This is a genomic window from Streptomyces sp. LN549, assembly GCF_043203805.1.
Classification (GTDB): Bacteria; Actinomycetota; Actinomycetes; order Streptomycetales; family Streptomycetaceae; genus Streptomyces.
Genome location: NZ_JAZHRI010000002.1, coordinates 7,704,732 through 7,723,923, shown reverse-complemented (window position 1 = coordinate 7,723,923; position 19,192 = coordinate 7,704,732). Strand labels below are relative to the sequence as shown.

General features: G+C 71.4%; 14 protein-coding genes. 4 read left to right on the top strand and 10 right to left on the bottom strand.

Annotated features, from left to right (window positions below):
• Nucleotides 1-175: 175 nt before the first annotated feature.
• The 3 genes from SH922_RS34345 to SH922_RS34335 all read right to left on the bottom strand — a co-directional run bounded on the left by SH922_RS34345 (nt 176) and on the right by SH922_RS34335 (nt 2,482).
• On the bottom strand, nt 176-1,630 hold the full coding sequence (locus tag SH922_RS34345; RefSeq protein ID WP_393062457.1) for a hypothetical protein: 1,455 nt from the start codon (nt 1,628-1,630) through the stop codon (nt 176-178).
• A gap of 150 nt (nt 1,631-1,780) precedes the next feature.
• Nucleotides 1,781-2,161 (bottom strand): PPOX class F420-dependent oxidoreductase, encoded by a 381-nt coding sequence (locus SH922_RS34340; protein ID WP_393062456.1) that lies wholly within the window; start codon nt 2,159-2,161, stop codon nt 1,781-1,783.
• A 51-nt stretch (nt 2,162-2,212) separates the two neighbouring features.
• Nucleotides 2,213-2,482: a helix-turn-helix domain-containing protein gene (locus tag SH922_RS34335; RefSeq protein WP_393062455.1), complete on the bottom strand. Its 270-nt coding sequence runs from the start codon at nt 2,480-2,482 to the stop codon at nt 2,213-2,215.
• A 41-nt stretch (nt 2,483-2,523) separates the two neighbouring features.
• Between SH922_RS34335 and map the strand changes: the two genes are divergently transcribed.
• On the top strand, nt 2,524-3,291 hold the full coding sequence (map, locus tag SH922_RS34330) for a type I methionyl aminopeptidase (protein ID WP_393062454.1): 768 nt from the start codon (nt 2,524-2,526) through the stop codon (nt 3,289-3,291).
• Nucleotides 3,292-3,317: 26 nt separating this feature from the next.
• Here map and SH922_RS34325 read toward each other — a convergent pair whose 3' ends face one another.
• Entirely contained in the window at nt 3,318-4,151 is an 834-nt protein-coding gene (locus SH922_RS34325) for a glycoside hydrolase family 75 protein (protein ID WP_393063766.1), read from the bottom strand.
• Nucleotides 4,152-4,304: 153 nt separating this feature from the next.
• The gene (gene ggt / locus SH922_RS34320) at nt 4,305-6,113 is read right to left on the bottom strand and encodes a gamma-glutamyltransferase (RefSeq protein WP_393062453.1); all 1,809 of its coding nucleotides are present in this window, start codon (nt 6,111-6,113) and stop codon (nt 4,305-4,307) included.
• A 104-nt stretch (nt 6,114-6,217) separates the two neighbouring features.
• Between ggt and SH922_RS34315 the strand changes: the two genes are divergently transcribed.
• A complete protein-coding gene (locus tag SH922_RS34315) occupies nt 6,218-6,967 on the top strand; it encodes a hypothetical protein (RefSeq protein WP_393062452.1) in 750 nt (249 codons plus the stop codon).
• Between the two features lie 184 nt (nt 6,968-7,151).
• Here SH922_RS34315 and SH922_RS34310 read toward each other — a convergent pair whose 3' ends face one another.
• A complete protein-coding gene (locus SH922_RS34310) occupies nt 7,152-9,281 on the bottom strand; it encodes a sigma-70 family RNA polymerase sigma factor (RefSeq protein WP_393062451.1) in 2,130 nt (709 codons plus the stop codon).
• Nucleotides 9,282-9,660: 379 nt separating this feature from the next.
• Here SH922_RS34310 and SH922_RS34305 point away from each other — a divergent pair, with 379 nt between their 5' ends.
• Nucleotides 9,661-11,142, top strand: a complete 1,482-nt coding sequence (locus SH922_RS34305; RefSeq protein WP_393062450.1) for a pectinesterase family protein — start codon at nt 9,661-9,663, stop codon at nt 11,140-11,142.
• A gap of 44 nt (nt 11,143-11,186) precedes the next feature.
• Nucleotides 11,187-12,638 carry an RICIN domain-containing protein gene (locus SH922_RS34300; RefSeq protein WP_393062449.1) on the top strand — a complete coding sequence of 484 codons (1,452 nt, stop codon included), beginning with the start codon at nt 11,187-11,189 and terminating at the stop codon, nt 12,636-12,638.
• A gap of 414 nt (nt 12,639-13,052) precedes the next feature.
• On the opposite strand, the gene SH922_RS34295 is transcribed toward SH922_RS34300, so the two are convergent.
• The 4 genes from SH922_RS34295 to SH922_RS34280 form a co-directional block, all read right to left on the bottom strand.
• Nucleotides 13,053-16,232: a TIM-barrel domain-containing protein gene (locus tag SH922_RS34295; protein WP_393063765.1), complete on the bottom strand. Its 3,180-nt coding sequence runs from the start codon at nt 16,230-16,232 to the stop codon at nt 13,053-13,055.
• A gap of 309 nt (nt 16,233-16,541) precedes the next feature.
• The gene (locus SH922_RS34290; protein WP_393062448.1) at nt 16,542-17,075 is read right to left on the bottom strand and encodes a hypothetical protein; all 534 of its coding nucleotides are present in this window, start codon (nt 17,073-17,075) and stop codon (nt 16,542-16,544) included.
• Nucleotides 17,072-18,508, bottom strand: coding sequence for a sensor histidine kinase (locus SH922_RS34285; RefSeq protein WP_393062447.1), 1,437 nt, complete (start codon nt 18,506-18,508; stop codon nt 17,072-17,074). The genes SH922_RS34290 and SH922_RS34285 overlap by 4 nt, the downstream gene beginning before the upstream one ends.
• A complete protein-coding gene (locus tag SH922_RS34280; protein ID WP_393062446.1) occupies nt 18,505-19,188 on the bottom strand; it encodes a response regulator in 684 nt (227 codons plus the stop codon). Before SH922_RS34280 ends, SH922_RS34285 begins: the two co-directional genes overlap by 4 nt.
• Nucleotides 19,189-19,192 lie beyond the last annotated feature (4 nt).

The window sequence follows — 19,192 nt, the reverse complement described above, 5'->3', positions numbered from 1 at the left end:
CAGGACGGGCCCTGAGGGCTGTCCTGCAATTCCTGGCGGGCGCGCGGCGTCAGCTACGGCACCTCGCCACGTTGTCGGAACGCCCGAATACATCCAGCATTCGGGCGTCCCTCCGCCTTGCGATGCACCGCACCTGACGCCGCGCGCTGATCCACCGGGAATTGCGGGACAGTCCTCAGGCGATGCCCGCGACACGCAGCGCGTGCTCGACGTCCCGCTCCCGCGCCTCGGACACCGTCCGGGCCGCCGCCAGCAGTTGCGGTACGAGGTGGCGCGGGTCACCCTCCGCGATCCTGGCCGCGTCCTGCGGTGTCCGCACCCGGACGAAGGCACCGAGCAGTGCCTGCGCCTGGGGCCCCCGGCCGGCCCGGTCCAGGGCGACCACCGCATCGGCGATCTCGGCGGCCGGCCGTGCCACTCCCTGCCGCAGCAACTGCCCGCAGTCCTCCGGGCGTCCCGCAGCCGCCAGTGCGTCCGCCGCAGCCGCGAGCTCGGCCGGGGGCAGCGAGGACACCTCCCACAGGAGGGTCGACCAGTACACTCCGAGCCCCGCCCGGTGAAGTTCGACGGCGAGGACCGGCAGCAGCTCCGCGGGCCGGCCCGCCGCCTCGCAGAGCACGCCGTGCGCCTCGCCGCTGCGGCCCTCCGCCCGGAGCCGGACCAGGGTCGCGACCGTGGCCCGCGCGGAATGGAGCGTGGCCGGGTCCTGGACCACCGTGGCATGCCCGGCCGGGCCGCTGTCCGCGCCCGGGGCGCCGCCGAAACGGGCTCCGCGGGGCAGGGCGGCCGCCACGGGCAGGACGGGTGCGGCGGTCACGGCGCCCTCGTCCCCGGCCTCCAGCCCGGCGAAGCGCGCACCACGCGGCTTCCTGCGGGGCGGCTTGCCCGCGGGGCCCGACGACGTCTCGGGGAGCCGGTGCGCCGCCGGGGACCGCCGAGCGGAGACGGGGCCGGGTGCAGCGGCTGCGGACTCCGGTGCGGCGGCGGACTCCCGCGCAGCCCCGGATGGCGCGGACCCGGATGGCGCGGACCCGGACGGCGCGGACCCGGACCCGGACCCGGGTACGGGCCCGGGTGCGGGAGTGGGTGCGGGTGCGGGAGTGGGTTCCGTGGGTTCCCCTTCCGTACGGAACCAGCCCACCGGCACCGCCACCGCGGCCAGCCTCCTGCGCAGCTCCGTACAGCGGGCCGATGCCCGGGCGTGGTCGTCTCGGGCCCAGGCCACCGCCTCCGCGTCCCACGCACCCACTTCGCCGGCCGTTCGGGCGGCGCTCAGCCGCTGGGCCGCGTCCGCCTGTTCCCGCAGCATCAGCTCCAGCCTCTCCACCAACTGCTGCCGCCCGCCGGGGCGCCTGTCGTGGGCGACGGCGGAGGCCGCGTAGAGCTCGGCCGCACGCCCCGACTCGCGCTCCGCAAATGCGGCGCCACGCACCGCCGCAAGGTCCGCGAAGAGCGACTCCATGACATCCCAGGGCGGGATCTCCGTGCCCGTCAGACAGGCCCGCATCCCTTCCGGATCACGCCGGCAGAAGACCCCGTACCAACCCCGCCCTGGATCGAGCAGCGCCGCCACCTCTCGTAGATGGCGCGCGAACTCTCCTATGGACACAGCATGCTGATGCACCGTCATCGTCGCCCTCGGCCGCCGTCGTCTGGAACCTTCCAGTCCGCAGGCATTCGACCGCAGCAGTGTTACGAGGCTGCTACGTGCATTTTTCGGCCCGGGTGCGAGAGGCGCAGGGCGGGGCCGCGCGCGCCCCCTCGGAGACCGGCCCGGGACTCAGAAGGTGATGGCGATCCCGGTGTGCGGCCGCTTGCCGAGCCGGGCGATCATCGCCGGGTAGTCGAGCAGCCAGTACTTCCAGGTGTACTTGCGGGCGATGACCCGGCGCACACCGGCAGTACCCCGCTCGTCGAGCAGCCTGCCGGACCCCTCGGCGCTCGGCGCACCCTCCGCGATCCGTCCGCGCACGTCGCAGACGGTGACGCGGACACGGCTGTCGTTGCGCAGCCGCTTGACCTTCCATGAATCGCTCTTGGTCCAGACGAACAGTTCGTCCCCGTCGACCGCGGCCCACACCGGCGTGGCGACGGGCGTGCCGTCCTTCCGGTACGTGGTCAGGCTGACGTACTCGCTGCGGGCGAAGTCCTGGAGGCTCATGACCCAACCCTACGCAGGGGCCACCACTCCTCTTGCGCCACCAGCCCTCCGCTACCCGGCGAGCGGGACGGTGTCCGGCTCCGGGGCGCACCGCGGGAGCAGCTCGTCCATGGAGAGTCCGAGGGCCCCGGCGAGTGCCGCGACCGTGAAGAAGGCGGGGGTCGGCGCGCGACCGGTCTCGATCTTGCGCAGCGTCTCGGCCGAGATTCCGGCGCATCCCGCGATGTCGGCCATGCTACGGCTGCCGCGCGCCTCGCGGAGCAGCCGGCCGAGCCGTTCGCCGCGGAGGCGCTCTTCAGGGGTGAGGGGAGTTCGAACCATGCCGTCATTCTAATACCGCTCGGACCGGTATAGTAATTGGCATGGTGCAGCTCAAGACAGACACATCCATCGAAGCCATGCGCGAGGCCGGCCGGGTCGTCGCGCAGTTGCTGACGGCCGCACGCGAGGCGGCGACCGTCGGCGTCTCGCTCCGCGAGCTCGACGAGGTGGCCCGCGGGGTCCTTCGCGAGGCCGGCGCAGGATCGCCGTTCCTGAACTACCGGCCGCATTTCGCGCCGACCCCCTTCCCCGGCGTGATCTGCGCATCGGTCAACGACGCGATCGTGCACGGCATCCCGAACGACCTGCGGCTGCGCGACGGCGATCTCGTGAGCATCGACGCCGGCGCGACACTCGACGGCTGGTGCGGAGACTCGGCGATCAGCTTCACCGTCGGCCGTGCCCGGCCCGCGGACACCCGTCTCGTCGAGACGGCCTTCGAGGCCTTGGAGGCGGGCATCGCGGCAGCCGTCGTCGGCAACCGGATCGGCGACATCGCGCATGCGATCGGCACGGTCTGCCGCTCGGCCGGCTACGGCATACCGGAGGGATTCGGCGGCCACGGCATCGGCCGGTCCATGCACGAGGACCCGGGCGTCCCCAACGAGGGACGGCCCGGCCGCGGAATGCCGCTGCGGCACGGCATGGTGCTGGCCATCGAGCCGATGCTGATCGGCAGCGGCCGGGACGAGTTCCATCCGGACCGGGACGGCTGGACCCTGCGCACGTCCGACGGCAGCCGGGCCGCGCACGCCGAGCACACGGTGGCGATCACGGACGACGGCCCCCGGATCCTGACCGCCCTCTGACGGCTCTCCGGCTTGACGGCTCTCCGTCAGTTGTTCTGCAGGAACTCCTTGGCGAGGGCGTCCCCGGCGGTCACCGCCGCACTGTGGCTCTCGATCGGTGAGACGACGGAGTCCTTGAACAGGATGTACGTGACGCCGGACCCGGTACCGCCTGACTTCGGGTCCGGGTCGATCCCGAGCGCCTCGGCGGTCGCGTACGAGGCCTCACCGATGATCCCGGCGGGTCCGGTGTCACCCACGACGGTGTACTCCACCTTGCCCGCGTGGATGACGGCGGCGACACTGCCGCCCTTGATCCCGGCGCTGCCGAAGTCCCACATCGAGCTGCGGCTCGGCACCACTACGTAGGGGAGTTCCGCCGCGTCGAGCGGCCGGTCGCCGGAGGTGTGGAACGCGGTGTCGCCCTGGAACGACGGGTCGGTGTCCGCGTTGCAGGCCTTGGTCACCTCACCGTCGCAGTCGATGTCCAGGTCGGCCTTCCAGAACACGGCACCGTTCATGCCGCACACCGGCACGGAGGGCGAAGCCCCCTCGTCCGTACGGTAGTAGCCGTTCGAGATCCGCGTGCAGGCCGAAACCTTGGCCAGCAGCTCGGCCGCACCGACGGGATCCTCCCTGACGTCGGCAGAGGCGGGGGCCGGGCTGGGCGTGGGGGTGGGCGAGGCGGCGCCGGACGGGCCCTCGCCGGGTGCCGGACGGCCATAGGCCGCGGGGGTAAGGCGCACCGGAGCCGGATACGCCTTCCGCACCGGCATGATCGCGTCGGAGCGGAGGACCGAGCCGCCCCGGGCGGCGGGCGTCAGGGGTCCGGACGCGAGCAGGGCGGCGCCGGAGACCGTGGCGAGGGCAAGCGTTCGCATACGCACCGTGGGGGTTCCTTTCCGTGAGGAGTCTTTCCCTTGCTGACATCAGCCAAGACGCCCCCCGGCATGCCCCCGTCGAGGCCGCGGGGCCGGCCGACGCGCGTCTCCCCGCGTCCGACCGACCCCGCCCGTACCGTTACTGACGAGTCGTCAGTTCGCTCCGGCCGGCCTCACCACCATGGCCGAACCGCCGCCACGTCGCTCCGTCTCGGCGGCTGCGAGCCACCGCCCGTCCGGAAGCCGCTGCACACCCGTCGCCGCCCCGATCTCCGGGTTGAGCTTGAAGACGTGCCCCAGAGCCTCCAGTTGCGTCCGTTCCGGGCTGTTCCACAGCCCCGGTTCGAGCTCCGTCGCCGCCGCGTTGCGCTGGCTGGCACGGGGCGCCGCGATGGCGTCCACCAGCGGCAGGCCACGGTCGACCACGCCGATCAGGGACTGGAGCACGGTCGTGATGATCGTGGCGCCGCCCGGCGACCCGAGGGCCAGCACCGGCTTCCCGTGCTCGAGCACGATGGTCGGGGAGATCGACGACCGCGGCCGCTTGCCCGGACCGGGCAGGTTCGGGTCGTGGACGGCCGGGTTGGCCGGCGCGAACGAGAAGTCCGTGAGCTCGTTGTTGAGCAGGAAGCCGCGCCCCGGCACCGTGATGCCGCTGCCGCCGGTCTGCTCGATCGTCAGGGTGTACGCGACGACGTTGCCCCACTTGTCGGCGGTCGTGAGATGTGTGGTGTTCTCGCCCTCGTACGTCGTCGGGGCAGCCGTCCCGGCAGCGGCGCAGTCGCCGGGGTGGCGCGGGTCCCCCGGGGCGAGCGGGCTGGCGAGCACCGCGTCGTCCTTGATCAGGCACTCCCGCGAGTCGGCGAACCGCTGGCTGAGGAGCTCCTTCGTCGGCACGTCCTCGAACGCCGGGTCGCCGACCCAGCGTCCTCGGTCGGCGAAGGCGATGCGGCTCGCCTCGATGTAGCGGTGCAGGTACTGCGCCTGGCTCGCCTTCGAAAGGTCGGTGGACTCAAGGATGTTGAGAGCCTCGCCCACCGTCGTACCACCGGACGAGGACGGCGCCATGCCGTAGACGTCGAGCCCGCGGTAGCCCGCCTTCGTGGGTGCCTGCCGCAGCGCCCGGTAGGAGCGCAGGTCCTTCGTGGTGAGGTCACCGGGACGCACCACGCGGGTCGACGCCGGGTCGACGGGCGGATTGCGTACCGTCCGCACGATGTCCTCGGCCAGCTTGCCCCGGTAGAGCGCGTCGACCCCGTTGCGGCCGACCTCCTCGTACGTACGCGCCAGGTCGGGGTTCTTGAAGACCGAGCCGACCACCGGGAGGCCGCCGCCCGGCAGGAAGAGCTTCCTGGTCGCGGGGAAGTCGGCGAACCTGGCCTGGTTGCCCTCCGTCTGCGAGCGGAACGTGCCGTCGACGACGAAGCCGTCGCGGGCCAGGCGCTCGGCCGGCTTCAGGACCTGTCGCAGCGACTTGCTGCCCCAGGCGTCGAGCGCGGCGTCCCAGGTGGCGGGGGTGCCCGGCGTGCCGACACCGAGGCCGCTGGTGACGGCGGACTCGAATGCGAGGGGCTTCCCGTTCTCCAGGAAGAGCGAGGAGTCCGCGCTGCGCGGCGCGGTCTCACGGCCGTCGATCGTCTCCACCCTGCGGGTGCGGGCGTCGTAGTGCACGAAGTAGCCACCGCCGCCCAGCCCCGCCGAGTACGGTTCGGTCACCCCGAGCGCCGCCGCTGTCGCAACGGCCGCGTCCACCGCGTTGCCGCCCCTGCGGAGCACCTCGATGCCCGCGGCCGTCGCGTCGGCGTCGACACTGGAGACCGCTCCCCCGTATCCCACCGCGACGGGGGATTTGGGCGGCGGCGCGGTCGACGGAGCGGACGAGGACGGGGCGGCTGCCCCGACCGACACCACGGCGGCGAGAACACCTAACAACGACACATTCCGCGCAACGGAACGCCTCATGCGCACCTCCAGAGAAGGATTGTCCGCGCAGGGTAACGCTGCCCCGGCCGCCCCGTCAGGACCGCCTCGAACTTGAGGCCGAATGCCCGCTAACATGCCCGCCCATGACTGACGACGTACGCAACATCGTGCTGGGCGTGATAGCCGCCGGCATCAGCGCCGCCCTCGGCTGGCTCGCGCGCACCTATCTCTGGCGCCGCAAGCTCCGCCGCAAGCAGGCGTTCTTCGGGCTGCCGGGGAACTCGGAATGCCTGCTCGTCGTCAACCGCGACGCGGGCGGTGACGGCGCCGTCCACCGGCACGACGTCTTCGCCCTGCTCGAACTCTCCGCGCTGATCAAGGACTGCTCGGCGCACGCCCAGATCCTGTCCCACGACATCTCCCAGCAGGGGTTCGGCGAACGGACCGAGTTCTGCGTCGGCGGCCCCGTGTCCAACCGCCGCATGGCCGCACACCTGCACTCGCTGCTGCCCGGCGTGAAGATCAACACGGACGCCGAGCCCGGCCCGGACCGCAACGCCTTCCAGATCGGATCGGAACGCTACCGGGTGGAGAAGGGCGTGGCCGAGTACGTGATCCTGGCCCGGCTGACAGCAGGTCAGGAAGCCCGCCCGGTCTTCCTGTTCTGCGGCCAGCAGGCGATCACCAACCAGGCTGCGTCCCGCTATCTGGCCCGCAACTACGAGCGCCTCGCCCGCAAGCACGGCAACAACACCTTCTGTCTGCTGTTGAAGGTGGTCAACTCGCAGGCGTACGGCCCCGATGTGGTGGAACTGGTGGCCGATGTGACCCGGTCGGCTCAGGCCCCCGCACCGGCGCCCGCGCCGCGGACCTCCCACCGCGCCTCGGGCTGAGGGCCGCGGGGCCTCAGGCGGCCGGACGGAGCCCACAGCGGCTCCGTCTCCCTCGTCATCGAGGCACCGCACGGCGGCATCGGGTCCGGCCGGCCGCAAGGCCGCCGCCCGGGATCGGATTCCGGCGGCATCGGCTCCGATTCACCGGCTCCGTGCGACTCGGACATCGTGCGGGACCGGGTGGTCAGGAGACGGTCATCGTTGCCCCGCGCGCCGCTTCGCCCGGCGTGCGCGGGCGGAGGAAGGACGTCGGTGGCAGGCCGCCCTCCGGCGGCCGGGCGGACCGGGCGGTGGCCGGGTCGGTCGAGACGAACAGGCCGGTGCCTCCGACGCCACCGTCCCAGGTGTTCACCGTCGAGCGGACCCCGTTGCCGAGCGCCGCGTCGCGCCCGTTGGCGACGGCCGCGTTGGCGCGGGCGAGCGCGGCGGCGGTGGGGAGGTGGAAGCCGTCGACCCCATTGCGGTAGGCCGTGTTTCGGGTCAGTGCGATCCGGCCCGGATTTCCCTCGTCGTTGAAGCCGAGGCCGGTGTTGTCCCAGGCGGCGTTGTTCCGTACGACGTGAGCGACGGCGGCCCGGGTGCCGCCACCACCGAGGGTGAACCCGTTGCCGTTTCCCTGCCAGTCGGCGTCCTGCCACCGGTTCACGCCGTTACCGAAGGACCAGTTGCTCTCCACCGTCACCGGACTGGTGAATCCACCGAGGTCCAGGCCGTCGTTGGCGTTGTCGTACGTACGGCATCCCCGCACCACGTTGCCTTCACCCGAGCCGAACTTGATCGCCAGCCCGACCCCGCTGCGGCCATGGTCCTCGACGCCCCGGTTGGCGTAGAAGTCACTGTCGAGAACGGAGTTGGCCACGGTGCCGCTTCCCCGCAGTGTCAGCCCGGACTTGGCATTGTCGTGCAGGGAAAGGCGCTCGAACACGGTGTGCGCGCAGCCGGAGCAGACGTACGCGTGGCTGGCGGAGCCGCGGATCTCCAGCCCCCGGACGGTCCACCAGCTAGCCGTCTGGGTGATCGTCCAGGACTTGGCGGGCAGGGCGGAGGCATCCAGCACCGGGCGTTCGCCGGGGTAGTTGGTCAGGGTGATGCGCTGCCGCGCGGTGCCCGGCGTGGAGATCTCCACCGGCTCGGTGGGCCGGTAGGTGCCGCCGCGCAGGTAGACGGTCCGTCCCGGCCGGACCCGGGAGACCGCCTCCCCGAGGGTGGCGAAGGGGTGGCCGAGACTGCCGTCGCCGGCGTCCGAGCCGTCCGGAGCCACATAGAGGTCCTGGGCGGCGACGTCGTTGCCTGCCGCCGGGGTCCCCGCACCGGGCCGCGCGGTCGTGGTGGCCGAGGGTGCCGGAGCGGCGTCGGGCGGGGAGGCCGGTGACTGCCACAGCAGGAGGCCGGCCGTCCCGGCCGCCAGGGCGACCGCTGCCGCAGCGGTCGCCTTCGCGGCGACGGGGTGCAGAGCCTCGCGCACCCGGTCGAGGAGGGAGGGTGCGAGGGATCCGGTGGCCCCGGCGGACGCCGTCGTGTGCCGGAGCGCCGCGAGCAGCACGGCAGGCACGGCGACCAGCCCGATGCCGGGCAGCAGATTCTCCGGCGGCACGAGCCCGCGCCCGTGCGCACCGCACTCCTCGCAGGCCCGCACATGGCGGGTGAGGCGCTTGCGCCACAGCGGACTGCTCGTGCCGTCCCACTCCCGCGCCTCCGACATGAGCCGGGGGCAGCGAGGAGCGGCCGCGAGCGCGTGGACCAGTGCGCGCGCGGAGTCCAGCCGCTCCTTCATCCGCTGGAGCCGCACGGCCGTGTGGTTGCGGTCGAGGCCGAGGGCCCCGGCGACCTCGGACCGTGTGAGGCGCCCCGCGGCCTCCTCCCAGTACAGGGCGAGCAGACGGCGGTCGTCGGGGTCCAGCCAGCGGGTGGCGTGGGCGAGGTGCTGTCGCTGGCCGGTCAGGGCCAGCTCGGCGACCGTGCGCTCAGCGAAGTCCGGGAGCGGATCGGCCACGTTCTCGACGTCCCGCCGGGACGGCGCCGCGCCCGCTCCGCGCCGCTGGTACTGCTGGATCTCGCGGTAGGCGATGGTCACGGCCCAGGAGCGGAACCGTTCCGGTTCGCGGAGCTTCGGCAGTCCCCGGACGATCCGCAGCATCGTCTCCTGGACCAGATCATCGACGTCGGCATGCCCGTCGAGTGCCCTGCCGACCACGCCGTAGAGCAGGCCGAGGTGTACGGCGACGAGCCGCTCCATCGCGTCCGGGTCACCGCTCCTCGCGGCGATCACCAAGGAGGTGACGTCCTCCGCGACATCGGTACGGCGCTCTGCCATGGTCTCCACCTACCGGCCATTCATCCGATGGATCATGTCGAGGGCCCGCATCGTGGCACAGCACCGGAGGGCTGTAAAGATCCGGTTGCGTGGTACCCACACCGTTCGCGGGGCTCGTGAACTCCCCACTGCCACAGCTCATATGGTCCCGCTCCACGTAGAGCTGCGGGACCCCGGGCGTCGGCCGGGTCCCAGGGCCGTCGGAGGTGTCCCGGCCATCTGTCACCCGACCGGTCCGCTCTTTCCAGAAGATTTCTCGGAGATTTCTGTTATCCCCTTCCGACCCACGCATCTACCAGGACACCGCGGCCTCTCGCGCCGCGGCCGGCCCCGGGCGAAGCCGCCCGCCTGCCGTACCCGCTGTCCGAAGGAGCATCAGATGTGGCGTGAACCGGAGAACCGGCCCGGCCCCGAGGAAGGGCCCCGGCGCCGGAGAACCGCGACCGGTTTCGGCGCGGTGTTGGTGGCGTTCGTGCTGGGGGTGTGGGGTGTGCTGGCCGGTGGTGCGGTGTCCCCGGCGGCGGCTGCCGAGCTGCCGGCTGCGGGCGGGGTGTACCAGCTGGCGGTGACGAAGAGCGGCAGGTGCATCGACGTGCCGGCCGCTTCGACCGCGAACGGTGCGTTGCTTCAGCAGTGGGGCTGCACGGCTGATTCGCCGTGGCAGCAGTTCACGCTGGCCTCGGCGGGCTCGGGTTCGTACCGGCTCGTCAATGTGCACAGCGGCAAGTGCGTGGACGTCCCCGACTACTCGACGACGAGCGGTACCCGGCTCCAGCAGTACAGCTGCGCGGGGCAGACCAACCAGATGTGGACACTGACCGCGAGCGGCACGGGCACGTATCAGATCGTCAACGTCAACAGCGGTCTGTGCGTCAGCGACGAGAGCGCCTCGACCACGAACGGCACCGCGATCATCCAGGAGACCTGCACCGCCAACAGCAACAAGCAATGGGCCTTCAAACCCGTCTCCGGCACCCGCGACACGGTCGCCGCCGATGGCACTGGCACGTACACCACGGTGCAGGCGGCGGTGGACGCCGTGGGCACGGGCAACGCGAGCCGCGTGGTCATCACCATCAAGCCCGGCGTCTACCGGCAGCCCGTGAAGATCCCGGCCGACAAGCCGTTCATCACCCTCCAGGGCTCCGGCGATTCCCCCGACGACGTCCTGCTCGTCGGCAACCACAACGCGGGGGACTACGGCACGGCGGGCAGCGCGACCGTCGTGGCGCTCGGCCACGACTTCGCCGCGACCAACCTCACCATGTCCAACGACTTCGACGAGAACAGTTCGGACACCGGCGACCAGGCCCTCGCGCTGTATCTCGACGCCGACCGCGCGGTCCTGGACGACGTGCGCCTCCTCGGTGACCAGGACACCTTCCTGGTGAACAACAGCGCCCGCGTCTACGTGTGGAATTCGTACGTCGAAGGCACGGTGGACTTCATCTACGGCGGCGGGATCGCCGTGTTCCACAACAGCCGGATCTACGAGAAGCGGACCACCGGCGGCCCGATCACCGCGGCCAGCACCCCCGCCGAGCGCGCCTACGGCTTCCTCTTCTACAAGTCGTCGGTCACCGGGGCCGTCGCGGGCACGACTCAGCTGGGGCGGCCGTGGCGCCAGGACGCCCAGGTCCTCTACCGCGAGTGCACCCTGTCCGCGGCCGTGGCCACCGGCCAGCCGTGGACGAACATGTCCACGAGCACCTGGCAGAACGCCAGGTTCCGCGAATACCGCAACACCGGCGCCGGGGCCACCGCCAACGGCAACCGCCCACAGCTCGCCGACGCGCAGGCGGCCTCGTACACCCCGCAGAAGTACCTGGCGGGCGCTGACGGCTGGAACCCCGTCCGATGACGCCGACTTCGTCTTTCCTGACGGCCGACAATAGGGAGCAGAACATGGCAAGAAGCAGAAGGACCGGTTTCGGTGCGGTGTTGGTGGCGTTCGTGCTGGGGGTGTGGGGTGTGCTGGCCGGTGGTGCGGTGTCCCCGGCGGCGGCTGCCGAGCTGCCGGCTGCGGGCGGGGTGTACCAGCTGGCGGTGACGAAGAGCGGCAGGTGCATCGACGTGCCGGCCGCTTCGACCGCGAACGGTGCGTTGCTTCAGCAGTGGGGCTGCACGGCTGATTCGCCGTGGCAGCAGTTCACGCTGGCCTCGGCGGGCTCGGGTTCGTACCGGCTCGTCAATGTGCACAGCGGCAAGTGCGTGGACGTCCCCGACTACTCGACGACGAGCGGTACCCGGCTCCAGCAGTACAGCTGCGCGGGGCAGACCAACCAGATGTGGACACTGACCGCGAGCGGCACGGGCACGTATCAGATCGTCAACGTCAACAGCGGTCTGTGCGTCAGCGACGAGGGCGCCTCGACCACGAACGGCACCGCGATCATCCAGGAGACCTGCACCGCCAACAGCAACAAGCAATGGGCCTTCAAACCGGTCGGGAGCGGCCGGGTCTGGTCCGACAAGGCCGACGGCTTCGCCTCGACGGGCGGCGGGACCACGGGCGGGGCGGCCGGCAGCACCGTCACCGTGACCACCTACGCCGACCTGGTCAAGTACGCCACCGCCGCTGCCCCGTACGTCATCAAGGTCGCGGCGGCCGTCACAGTCAGCCCGTACGGGCACGAGATCCCGGTGACGTCCGACAAGACGATCGTCGGCGTCGGTACGAAGGGTGAGATCGTCCACGGCGGCTTCTTCCTGGGCACCGGAGTCCACAACGTGATCATCCGCAACCTCACCATCCGCGACGCGCAGATGACGGACGACGACCCGGACGACAAGGTCTACGACTACGACGGCATCCAGATGGACACCGCCGACCACATCTGGATCGACCACAACCGCATCGAGCGGATGAACGACGGCCTCATCGACAGCCGCAAGGACACGAGCTACCTCACCATCTCCTGGAACGTCATCGGTTCGGAGAACAAGGCGCTCGGCATCGGCTGGACCGACAAGGTCACGGCCCGGATGACCATCCACCACAACTGGATCCACGACACCAACCAGCGCAACCCGAGCATCGACAACGTGGCGCTCGCCCACCTCTACAACAACTACCTCCAGAACGTCTCTTCCTACGGCAACCTGTCGCGCGGAGCCTCGAAGGTCGTGGTCGAGAACAGCTACTTCGAGAACGTCGCCAACCCGTTCAACGTCGACACCTCGGCGGCGTCCCTGACCCAGTCGGGCAGCATCATGATCGGCTGCACGGGGAAGCAGGTGACCAACGGGACGACGTTCAGCCCGGGCAGCTACTACTCGTACGCCCTCGACCCGGCGAAGGACGTCCCCACCCTCCTTGAGCAGTACGCCGGACCGCAGGGCTCCATCGGCGGCTGAGCCCCGCCGGAACCCGGCCCCGCCCGCCTTCCGCGGACACGGAAGGCGGGCGGGTGCACGGGGCAGGTCGGCCGCGCGGGGCACGGCTCCGCCGTCCTCGCGTCTGAACCGCGGCAACCCGCAGGCGTACGGCCCCGATACGGTCGAGCGGTACAGGCCCCCGCACCCGCGCCGCGGACCTCGCACCGCGCCCCCCGGCTGAGCTCCGTCGGGGCGGGACAGGGCCGGACGGCACGGTGGGCCGGCTCCCCGTCGGCTCGCCCGGAGCCTGGACCTGCCTCCCTTTCGCGGCGGCGCCCCCGGACGGGTGTGTCCCGGCAGCGGGCAGCCCGGAACTGCTCCGCCCCGGAACACGGCGGCCTCGCGTGTGCCCGCGCACACGCGAGGCCGCCTGCGCCTCCGGCCGCGCCGGCGCTACCGCACGGTCACCGTGACGGGCGTGTGCACGGACTGGCGCGGAAGCGTGACCGTGAGGGCTCCGGTGGCGGCGTCCCAGTGGTACGCGTTCCGGGAGAGCCGTTCCCCGCGCGCGGTGACCTCGGTGGGGGCGTGGGTCGTGCCCAGGAGCGAGACCGTCCACTGCCGGCTCTTCACCTGACCGTTGAAGGAGCCCTTGGCCGCCCCGATGGACACGGTCCGGTGCGAGCCCTTCTCCCGGTACGTCACGGTCGTGGTGGCACTCCGGTTCTTCTGCGTCGTGGTGCCGTCGTCCTCGTACATGCGGTACGACCCCGAGGCGCCGGCGGCGATGGACAGGGAGACGTCGGTCAGGGGGTTGCGCTCGTTGTCGGTGACGTCGTGGGTGCGGGTGGGAAGAATGCCGCCTGCCTTGATGAAGACGGGCATCGTGTCGAGGGTGGTCGTGACCTCCTGAGTGGTGCCGCCGGCGTAGGTCTTGCCGGTGAAGTAGTCGGTCCACTGCCCCGGCGGGAACCACACCGAGGTGGTGGCGGTCTCACCGGGCGTGGTCACCGGGGCGACCAGCACGTCGCTGCCGAAGAAGTACTCGCTGTCGGCTGCGCCGTACGCCTGCGGCTCCTCGGGGTACTCCAGGTAGGCGGGACGAACGATCGGTACGCCGGTGCGGTTGGCCTCCTCGGCCAGTGTGTAGGTGTAAGGCACCAGGTTCTCGCGGAGGTTGAGGAACGCGTCCGCCGACCTCCGTGCCGACGGGCCGTACTGCCAAGGGAGTCGGTCGCTGTGGTTACTGTGCAGGCGGTCGATGGGCTGGAAGGTACCGAACTGGACCCAGCGGGCGTACAGATCGTCGGGAAGCCTGTGCGTGCCCTCCTCCGAACCGTCGATGCCCGTCGTGTCGTTGTGGCCGCCGATGTCATGGGTGATGGACGCCATTCCGGTCGCCGCGGACTCACCCGGGGTGTAGCCGACCTCCAGCCGGAGGGTGCCCCAGGTGGAGGCGGTGTCGCCGGTGAAGTGGACGGTGCTGCGTTTGTCCGCCCAAGGGCCTGTCGGCAGGGCCTGCTGGCCGCTGTACCCGCCCGCCTGGAGCGAACCGTAGGCACGGGAGAGAACGAAGCCCCGGCCGATGGCCGCGGCGGATTGGTCGGCGTACTGCTGGTTGATCCAGGCGTCGGGGGTCACCCCCTTCAGCGAGGACTGCGAGGAGTCGCAGCACCAGTCCAGCCACCAGAAGTCGTTGCCCTGCTGGTCCATGGTCCGGTGCAGGTCCATGTAGGCCTTGAGCTGGTCCGCGTCGCCGAAGTCGAAGACGTAGCAGTCGTCTCCGCAACCGCCCTTGACCAGCTTGCCCTTGGCGGTGGACTGAGCCTGGGCGAACTGCGGGTCCGAGGCCCGGATGCTCGGGTGCACGTTGAGTGTGTTGTGCAGCCCCTGAGCCTGCGACCAGTCGAAGAAGGCTTTGGGATCGGGGAACTTGGCCGGGTCGATCTCCCAGCCACGCCAGGTGTCACCGGCCTTGAAGTCGGTGTCGGTCACCAGCACGTCGAGGGGCACACCCTCCGCGCGGAACGCCGGCAGGATCTCGTCCTGGTAGTCGGCTGCCGTCCGGTCGATGTACTCGGAGTACCAGACGCCGTACGCCCAGGTGGGCAGGAGGGCGGGCGGCCCGGTGAGGGTGGCGAGGTCCGTGAGACCCTGCTTGTAGTCGTGGCCGTAGCCGAAGACATAGCCGTCCTGGTAGGGGGCGCCGCCGTGACCGGGGCGGGTGCGCACCTTCTTCGCCCGGGTGTCGTACAGAGCGGACGGGGAGTCGTCGAGCAGGTACCAGCCGTCCTGGCTGAGCAGCCCCGGCGTGGTGACGGGGGCGGCTCCTTCGCCGGTCACGCCGTCCAGTCCGCGACGGTATCCGCCGAGCGCGATGTGCGGCTGCGGCGCGGCGTCCTCCGGGACGGCCAGGGAGAGGGTGTCGACGTTGATGTGGCAACTGGCCGGGTCGGGGCAGCCGAGGGTGACGTCGTTCTCGCCCGCCTTGAGGGCGACGGGGACCGCGGCTGTCTGCCAGTCGTCCCAGTCCTTCGTCGCGGGGAGCTCCAGCGTCGTGACCGGCCCCGCGGCCGCGGTCGTCACGGTGGCGTTGCGCGCGCGGTGGAGGCCGTCGCCGCCCTGCCCGTTGGCGTAGCGCACCCTGAGCGTGTACGTACCGTCGGCGGGCACGCCGACCGCGTGAGCCGTGACGCTCGATCCCTTGTCGAGTTCGGCGACGAAGCCGTTGCCCGCGTATCCCGGGTGGTCCAGGGCGCCGGTGGCCGTGCCGCCGATCCGCGCCGTCTCCGCCTCGCAACTCGTGCCGAAGAGGCAGTCCTTGATCGCGGTGTCGGCGACGGACGGGTACGTGTCGTCATCGGGCCGGAGCAGCGCGACGCTGTCGACGTTCACCGACCCCGAGTCCGCTTCGGTCCGGGTCAGCGCGATCGTGTGCGGTCCCTTGCCGAGTCTCACCTCCGTCGTGGCCTCGGCCCAGGTGTCCCAGTCGGCCGTGGCCGGCAGGCTGACCTTCTGCGGCGCCCCGCCGTCCACCGAGAGGGACAGGGTGCGGGTCTCCGTCTTGCCGTCTCCGCCACGGGAGTTGGCGTACCGCAGGGCGAACCGGTAGGCCCCCTCGGCACTGACATCGATGTCAGTGGACACCGAACTGCCGGTGGCCTCGAAGCCGGCGGCGAAGGCGGCCCCGGTGTGGTCATGGTGATCCGACGCGGTGCCGATCCCGTCGAGCCGGAGATCCTCCGCCTCACACAGTGCGCCCGGCGTGCAGACGAGCCGCTGCCAGGGGGCGGCGGTCACCGGCTTCGCTCCCGCTTCGAGTCGCACGGAGAGATTCTGCGCATCGAACGGCCCGGAGCCGACCTTGTAGCGCAGGGTCATCGCGCTGGTCGAGACGGTCAGCCAGCCGTCCTTCGTCCGCGCGGTGTACGTGGTCGGAGTGAACCCCTCGCGCCCGATCGCGTTGAACGTCGGATCGTCGGTGAACGTGCCGTCGCCCGCGTACTCGGTGCGGATGAGTGTCGGCGAGAGGATCTCGAAGCGCGCGTCCCCGGAGGTGACGGTCGGGATCCGACCGTGACCCCCTCCGGCGGAGGCGGCACCGGCGCCGGTCAGGGTCGTCGAGGCGGCCACGGCGAGGGCGGCGACGACGACCACTCTCCGGCGCGCACGCCTGCCACGGCTCTTCGATGCGGGTATCACACGCAACTCCGTCCTCCTGTAGGTCCGCCGGTGGCGAGACCTGCCACCCCGGCTTCTTCCAACGTTGGAAAGCACTTGCTCGGCACGTAGGACACCACGCCGCCTCGCGTGGTGTCCATAACGGTGCGGAAAATGGCGTCAGTTCGCGGACGGGGCGGAGGATGCGCTTTCCGTGCTCGCCCCGGGACCGCCGCAGGGGGCGCAGTCCGGCGACAGCGTCGACGCTCCGCCGAAGCGCGGTCAGACGGAGCAGTGGGCCGGCCCGATGACTCCGTCGGTGCCGGTCACCGTCACCGCCTCGGTCCGGTCGGCGGTCCGGGCCTGGGCGGCGGTGCAGAAGAGCTGCTGACGTGCGGGCTCGGAGAGTCCGGTGACCGGGGCGTCCATCATGATCCGCACTCCCTGCGCACTCAGCTCGACGCCCATCTTCACTCGTTGGTTGGGGAGTTCGGAACGCAGCCCGGCGTCCCGCTCCGCCCGGGAGGGGCCGGCGAAGAGTAGATCGAGGGCCCTGACCGCTGCGACGGGAGACCGCCCCTGGCCGGAACCCGACCCGGTGCCTTCGTCCCACGGCTCGGAGTGGCGCACGACCGGCATCAGCCGGGCCGCCGTCGACGAGGACACGAAGTACAGGACGGTGCCCAGCTCTCCGGCGGGCGCGACCTGCACGAGCGCCGGTTCGCCCGCCTCGACGACCTCCGTCGCCCGGATTCCGCATCCGGCTGCCAGCAGCACCACGGGCAACAGCGCGCCGAGCACGCGCCCGCTCCTCACCGCCCCTCCAACGGCAGTTCGACGGTGAACACCGCGCCGCCGGCAGGCCCGTTGGCGGCATGGACCGTGCCGCCGTGCAACCGGACGTTCTCCCGGGTGATCGCGAGGCCCAGTCCGCTCCCCGTCGACCGTGTGCGCGCCGCGTCGGCCTTGTAGAAGCGGTCGAAGATGTGCGGGAGCACGGCGGCGTCGATGCCCGGGCCGCTGTCCTCGACCTCCGTCACCAGCCGCGCCGCCCCGTCCCGCTGCCCGGTCCGCAGGCGTACGGTGACGGGCTCGGTCCCGTGCCGCAGTGCGTTGCCGACCAGGTTGGCGACGACCACGTCGAAGCGGCGCGGGTCGAGCGCCGCCCGTACACCGTCCTGGAGTTCGGTACGGACGCGGTCGTCCCAGTGACGGGCCTGAAGGGTCTTGCGGATGGTCTCGGCCACGTCGACCTCGTCGCTGTGGAGATCGACGGCCCCGGCGTCGAACCGGGAGATCTCCATCAAGTCCTCGACGAGCGTGGCGAGTTTTCCGGTCTCCGCGCTGATCAGCCGGACGGCCGCCGCGGTGTCGGGGCGCAGCCCGGCGGCGTCCTCGTCGAGCACCTCGGTGACGGCCAGCATGCCGGCGAGCGGGGTGCGCAGTTCGTGCGACACGTCCGAGGCGAAGCGCCGGGCCCGTTCCTCGGCCTGGCGGAGCTCCTCGACGGACTCCTGGAGCTTGGTCGACGACTCGTTGAACGTCCAGGCCAGTTCCGCGATCTCGTCGGAGCCGCGGACCGCGATCCGGGTGTGGAGTTCGCCCCGGCCGATGCCGGCTGCGGCGCGGCGCAGTTCACGTACCGGACGCAGGACGCTGCGCGCGGAGAGCAGGGCGGGGACCAGGGCGATGAGCAGGGCGGGCAGGGCGCCGTCGCGGGCCGCGGTGACCATGGCGGCGACGTTCGCCTCCTCGGTGGCGAGCGGCATCACGGCATACAGGACGAGGCCGGTGGGCTGGCGGCCGTCGCCGCGGTTGAAGAGGGTCGGCATGCCGACGGTCAGCCAGGGCTTGCCGTCCTTCACCACCCGTTGGAACGAGCCGTGGCTGTTGTCCCGGGCCGCCTCCCGCAGTCCCGCCGTGATCACGGTGGAGGCCGGACGGTCCGAGGAGGAGACCCGCAGGTCCCCGTACTCGGCGAAGACGGTCCAGGTGTGCGACTTGCCGTCGCGGGCAAGGGAGAGGCACAGGTCCCGCAGCCCGACCGCGTCCGGTGGGAGGTCGACGCCCCGGGCGCTGATCCGGTCGCGGAACTGGGCGACTGCGGTGTCCTGCGCCTGCTGCAGGATCGCGGAGCGGGCCTCGCGGTAGGTCAGGGTCGCGGTGGTGGCGGCGCTGACCGCGGCGACGAACAGGAACGCGGCTATGAGCCGGGTGCGGAGGCCGAACCGGGCGGTGAGCAGCTTCATCCGAGGGGTCCGAAGCGGTAGCCGAAGCCGCGGACGGTCTGGATGTAGCGGGGGCTCCCCGCCACGTCCTCGATCTTCTGCCGCAGCCTGCGCACACAGGCGTCGACCAGCCGGGCGTCGCCGTGGTAGCTGTGCTCCCACACGTATTCGAGGAGCTGCTGGCGGCTGAAGACCTGCTCGGGCGAGGCCGACAGGTGAAGCAACAGCTTCAGTTCGGATGGGGCGAGCAGCAGCCGCTCCCCCGCCTTCGCGACGGCGAGGCCGACGCGGTCGACCGTCAGTGCGCCGTGGGTCTCGACGCCGCTGCGCCCGGCGGGTTCGGCGAGCCGCCGCAGCACCGCGCGGATCCTGGCCTCTATCACCTCGGTACGGGCGGGCTTGACGATGTAGTCGTCAGCGCCGGCCTCCAGTCCCACGACCACGTCGAAGTCGTCGCCGCGCGCGGTGAGCATGATGATCGGCAGCTGGCTGGTCTCGCGGATGCGGCGGCAGACCTGGACGCCGTTCATCCCCGGCAGCATGAGGTCGAGCAGGACGAGTTCGGGCCGGAAGTCGTCGAGCGCGGCCAGTCCCGCCTCGCCCGTGCCGACGGTCCGCATCTCGTGCCCGCGCCTGCGCAGCCCCAGCTCGACGCCTTCCCGTACGGAGGGGTCGTCTTCGATCAGCAGCACGCGAGGCATGGCG